The organism is Acidithiobacillus sp. HP-11 (assembly GCF_015100075.1).
GTDB lineage: Bacteria > Pseudomonadota > Gammaproteobacteria > Acidithiobacillales > Acidithiobacillaceae > Acidithiobacillus > Acidithiobacillus thiooxidans.
In genome coordinates this window covers 1-4,606 of record NZ_JACKYY010000086.1, presented here as the reverse complement: position 1 = coordinate 4,606, position 4,606 = coordinate 1, and the positions used below count along the sequence as shown (strand labels likewise).

Annotated in this window: 8 protein-coding genes and 1 pseudogene; 2 read left to right on the top strand and 7 right to left on the bottom strand. The window is 52.3% G+C overall.

Going from position 1 to position 4,606, the window contains the following annotated elements:
* The 5 genes and pseudogenes from H7F08_RS14875 to H7F08_RS14855 form a co-directional block, all read right to left on the bottom strand.
* Nucleotides 1-433, bottom strand: a pseudogene (locus tag H7F08_RS14875) (transposase); the annotation flags it as partial.
* Between the two features lie 220 nt (nt 434-653).
* Entirely contained in the window at nt 654-1,037 is a 384-nt protein-coding gene (locus H7F08_RS14870; protein ID WP_024895201.1) for a hypothetical protein, read from the bottom strand.
* Nucleotides 1,030-1,419, bottom strand: a complete 390-nt coding sequence (locus tag H7F08_RS14865; protein ID WP_193640969.1) for a carboxymuconolactone decarboxylase family protein — start codon at nt 1,417-1,419, stop codon at nt 1,030-1,032. The genes H7F08_RS14870 and H7F08_RS14865 overlap by 8 nt, the downstream gene beginning before the upstream one ends.
* Complete coding sequence (locus tag H7F08_RS14860; protein ID WP_031572420.1) at nt 1,416-1,796, bottom strand: PadR family transcriptional regulator; 381 nt, start codon at nt 1,794-1,796, stop codon at nt 1,416-1,418. Before H7F08_RS14860 ends, H7F08_RS14865 begins: the two co-directional genes overlap by 4 nt.
* Nucleotides 1,793-2,455 (bottom strand): class II aldolase/adducin family protein, encoded by a 663-nt coding sequence (locus H7F08_RS14855; protein ID WP_075323942.1) that lies wholly within the window; start codon nt 2,453-2,455, stop codon nt 1,793-1,795. The genes H7F08_RS14860 and H7F08_RS14855 overlap by 4 nt, the downstream gene beginning before the upstream one ends.
* 331 nt (nt 2,456-2,786) lie before the next feature.
* Here H7F08_RS14855 and H7F08_RS14850 point away from each other — a divergent pair, with 331 nt between their 5' ends.
* Nucleotides 2,787-3,086 carry a hypothetical protein gene (locus H7F08_RS14850; protein ID WP_193640968.1) on the top strand — a complete coding sequence of 100 codons (300 nt, stop codon included), beginning with the start codon at nt 2,787-2,789 and terminating at the stop codon, nt 3,084-3,086.
* A 335-nt stretch (nt 3,087-3,421) separates the two neighbouring features.
* Here the strand turns inward: H7F08_RS14850 and H7F08_RS15975 are convergent, their stop codons facing one another.
* On the bottom strand, nt 3,422-3,499 hold the full coding sequence (locus H7F08_RS15975; protein ID WP_227487909.1) for a hypothetical protein: 78 nt from the start codon (nt 3,497-3,499) through the stop codon (nt 3,422-3,424).
* Nucleotides 3,499-3,702 carry a hypothetical protein gene (locus tag H7F08_RS14840; RefSeq protein ID WP_193640967.1) on the bottom strand — a complete coding sequence of 68 codons (204 nt, stop codon included), beginning with the start codon at nt 3,700-3,702 and terminating at the stop codon, nt 3,499-3,501. The genes H7F08_RS15975 and H7F08_RS14840 overlap by 1 nt, the downstream gene beginning before the upstream one ends.
* Before the next feature lie 275 nt (nt 3,703-3,977).
* Between H7F08_RS14840 and H7F08_RS14835 the strand changes: the two genes are divergently transcribed.
* Entirely contained in the window at nt 3,978-4,568 is a 591-nt protein-coding gene (locus H7F08_RS14835) for a TetR/AcrR family transcriptional regulator (protein WP_193640966.1), read from the top strand.
* The last annotated feature ends 38 nt before the right edge of the window (nt 4,569-4,606 follow it).

Below are 4,606 nucleotides of genomic sequence, written 5' to 3'. Positions count from 1 at the left end.
ATGAAACTGCTGAAGATCGGCCGACAGACCCGGCCGATCTTCAGCAGTTTCATCTCCTGCGCCAGTTCCAGGACCTGCACGAACAATCCTTGCAGTTCGCCCAGAAAACGGCGACGGAAGGTGGCCAGGGTATCGTGATCCGGATGGCTACCGGCCGCGAGGTAACGGAAAGCCACGGAATCATAGGTGGCTTGTTCCAGTTTACGGCTGGAAAAGACCCCGTTGGCATAGCCGTAGACCAGAATCGCCAGGAGGGTGGCCGGGTGATAGGCCTTATGACCACGACCCGCATATTGTTGGGCCAGTAGAGAGGTCGAGCTGATCAATGACTTCCACAATAAAACGCGCCAGGTGCCCTTCCGGGAGCCAGTCGTCCATGGAGGGGGGGCAGAAGATAATCGATCTTGCGGTCAGCATCGAGGAAGTGGGCCATAAAATCACTCATCACATTGAATTATAAGTAATTATATGATATTTTAGGCAAAGTGAAAGTCCGACAGACTGCTAGGAGATTTGGTTCGTGAACCACTTAAAGCAGACTGCAGAGAAGCTGGCACACCTCCCAATCCACAGCCTAATCCAAGTCGGTTTCCTTTGAATAAAGGAGATACAAAACGCTGAGTGCTTACCCTCGTTGCATGAAGGGCGCACCTTTAATTGCCTACGTAACCAAATTCTCCGCGCCATTGTCCATGTTTGATATCCAGACTCAGCCAGCGCGGCAGGAACGGTTCCACTCGTTTGATGGGGAAGGTTTGCAGATCGGGCACCGGTTGGTCGGATATCAGGCAGGTCTTTGTGCCGACGGCGCGGAACCCGATCCGTACTTGCTGCTCGCCGCCATCAAGCAGGAGGGCGTCAGGATGTTCTGACTCCAGGAACAGCACCTGTTTGCGAATCATGCAACTGAACAGCAATTCAAGATGCACCAGTAGTGGTGTCTCACGTTGCGCTAGCGCGCTTCGAGCAGCAGCGGTCAGGCGCAGTTCGATTGTACCGGAGTGCGTGCTGGATTGCGCCGAGGTGACATCACGCATTGGTGTTGTCTCCTGTGGATTCCCACAGAGCCTCGCTGACCACTTGGACACCGAGGTTGTAAGCCGGCATCCCGCCGACAATGGCTGCCGTTTCGCACACGCCGTGCAGCTCAGGCGCGTCCGCGCCTGCCTGGATGGCGGCATGTGCGTGCATCAGGGCGGGTGCCTCACGGCCAAGTACCAGAAGCATGCCCAGGTGGACAAGCTGCTGGGTTTTGCGTTCAAGCGGATTGTGATGGATCAGCGTGTCCCGCAGGTGCTCAATGGCCTCGAGAGCAGCCTCACGGCCAGCTCTGCGTGCCAGATCAATTCTCAGGCGTACGCTATCGGGGATATATCCGAATAGCTCCTTGTAACGTGTCTCAACGGGAGTTTCATTCATCTAGCGGATTCCTTAAGTGTTCGTGTGTTGCGGACCGGCAGTGCATCGTAGCGTTGGATAAAAAGATCGAAGGCTTGGCGGCGGCGCGCAATGTCCTCGCGCCACTCTGCCAATTCGTCAAGACCCGCTGGGGTAATCTGGTAAACGCGGCGTGCCGCTCCAGAACCGACAGTGCTCCACTCCGAACGCAATGTGCCCCGTGCCTCCATCTCTCGCAGCAGTCGGTAGAGATTGCCGGCATCTACGGTGAGCCCTTCCGGCAGTAGTTCGTTGATGCTCCGGTGAAGAGCGAGGCCATGCGCCGGCGCCTCCGCACAGAGGAGCAGCGCAAAGCTTGCCAGGTGTCGGCCTTGGCGATTTGATTCTTTGGGTCTCAAGACGCCTTCCGGAAACGTTGCATGCGTTCCGCCACTTCTTGATAAGCGGCATCAGGTAGGGCCTTTTCTCCGCCCAGCACGCGCGCATGCAATACCAGTTCTGCGGCCTCTTCCAATGCTGTCAGGCGGTTCAGTGCCACTTCAGGCGTCTCGCCCGTCACCAGTACGCCATGGTTGGCCAGCAGTACGGCTACCGTATCGGGCCTATCGAATGCCTCGAGTATGCCATTTACCGATGCGCTCGAACCGCGCGGTGCCCAAGCGACGACGGGCACATCAGTATGCATGCCTTGGCGAAGCATTGGTTCGTAAACTGCGGGCACGGGCTGCTGGGCGACGGCGAACGCGGTGCTGTGGGCCGGGTGGCAGTGAATGATCGCGCAGATGTCCGCACGATGCCGGTAAAGCCGGGTGTGCATCTCAATGATTTCTCGGTAATTGGCATCGAAATCAGACTGCAGGCCTTCTGCCGCGACCGGAAGCCAGGAGAGGTCCTTTTCACCCAGATTGGCGACCGACCCGCCACGGGTGATAAGCAGGCGGTCGTCCTGCCGCGCAGAAAGATTGGCGTGTGCTCCACGGAACAGCAGACCGCGCTCACGCAGCGCATTGGCGGTACGAATCAGTTCCTGTGCCAGATTTGGTGTGTTGTCAGACATAAGTCACCTCACAGTTAGATGGTTATTGGTTGGTATATGTAAATCACATATACATAGCATAACAATACTCTTGGCCTTGAAGCAGTGCAAGCCATTTAGATCGTGAGGCGCAGCCGGCGGAGATGCGACGTTTATCGGTCGACGAGGTGCTGGCGGATGCGCAAAAGGGCGGTATCGTTGTGATTGTCCAGTGTCCACGGTTCACTTCCAGCAGACGCTGCGGTGAAGCCTCCTTCGGAGTACGACTGGTGATCCCCAATGCCACTTCCAGAGAGCGCTTGCCGGTTTTCTTCTGGATACATTCCCGCTCTATCCGGAAAGTCTGGCCGACATGTGGGAAGTCGACGTAGTCATTGAGGGTTGTACTGCACCAGATCCGGCGGGTTTCAATAAGACCGTGATCGGCCGGCGAGACCTCCACGAAGTCGGGGGCACCACAATGGGCGAACTGTGCCGCGATATCCTGTTCCAGGGTCGGCTGATTTCCCTTCACGGTAAAATAGTAATGGGCCTGCTGTTCTATCAGGTAGGTAGCCAGCGCCCGTTGGGTCAGCAGCCATCAGGGCCTGATAGCACGCTTCCTCGGCGTGTTCGTTCGGGCGAACCCGAATATCTGCAAGCATTTTATTGAAGGATTTTGTCGATTCCATACCGCCCGTTTTACCGAAAATCCGGGCCGGAGTCCAGTATAGCGGGTTACAGGCTTGTTTTATATCCGGGTTTTATGGAGGACAAATCTACCGCGTAATAACAGAAGGGTGCCTTGAATAACAAAAATTTTGCGGTTTGAGACGGGCACACATCCTTTCCACTCGCTCTTTTCAGCGATTTCAGATTATTCCGCATCGTCATGATGTTCTCTATGCTTTTTTGCCATTCTTGCGGGTTTTAAAGGGATTACTCCCTACTAAGTTACCTCTTGCTTCAACAAGTGGGTGAATCGACGCGTGTTGCAGACCAGATTCATCATCCCGGTTTGAGAAGATACTGAATCTGGTATTCGGTCTGTTCATCACTGAGATTATGCAGTTGCTGCAGAACCATCATCTTGAATAGCAGTATCCGGTCATAGGGCTTCCTGCCACCCGGTCCTTGGCCTTTGCCTTCGGTATGCTATCCAGAATCGGGCCGAAGCGTTCCCAGGGAATCACGCGATTCAGCAAGGGCAGACCATCACCCAATATATCCAGCGCTCTAACCCGGCGATCTCCGGGGAAGAATTGTGTTTGTCCAACCAATCCGGCCATGGCTGCTTCCCATTCCTATCTACTCACCACATTTTAATAGAAATGGGGAGTTTTTTTGAGTTGCTCTATGCCTATGTGCCCCCACCATGATTGGTGGGAACTGGCCTGGACAACTATCATCCACAACGCGTTTAAGGAGTATTGGCAAAGGATATTTAAAGCATATGAGGCTTCTTGCAAACATAGTAGTATCGATATATTGTTCTGTACCAAGATGGTTTGTAAATATAATAATTACCAGATAAGCGTACAGAGAAAACAGCTGAGGAAATGCCATGAAAAAAACACCAAACTCCTTGAAAAAAGATCACAGACAAATGATTATTGATGCGGCGGAACAGCTTTTCTCGCAAAAAGCCTTTGATTCTGTTACAACGAGCGAAATAGCCAGAAAATCGGGTGTTAGTAAAGCTAATATTTATTACCACTTTTCAAATAAAAAAAATCTTTATATGGCTGTTTTAGGGTTGGCCAGTCAAGCCATTCGTAAAGATTTGAGTGCAGCACTGAAATCGGAACATTCTATAGTAAATACCTTAAATGAATTTGTCAGAAATCATTTAAATTCGATGCTTTTAAAGCCGCATTTAGTGCGCTTACTTTGGCGAGAAATTACAGAGGAAGGTTCACATAGGGCTCAAGATTTTGCAGAACAGGGGTTTTTAGACATCTTTCTTGATTTGGTAGAATTAATCAAGCTAGGGCAGACACAGGGAGAGGTACGATCTGATTTTGATCCAGCTGTTGCTGCCACTTTACTGCTAGGGGCCAATGTATTCTTTTTTCAATCTCACGATATATTGCGGGCTCCTCGCTACTTGGAGTGGATACGAGGGTACGGTAGTCTTAGGGCATTGCTGATCTAGGGAAGGTTAATGATGGACGAAGACAAGCTGTTTACCTT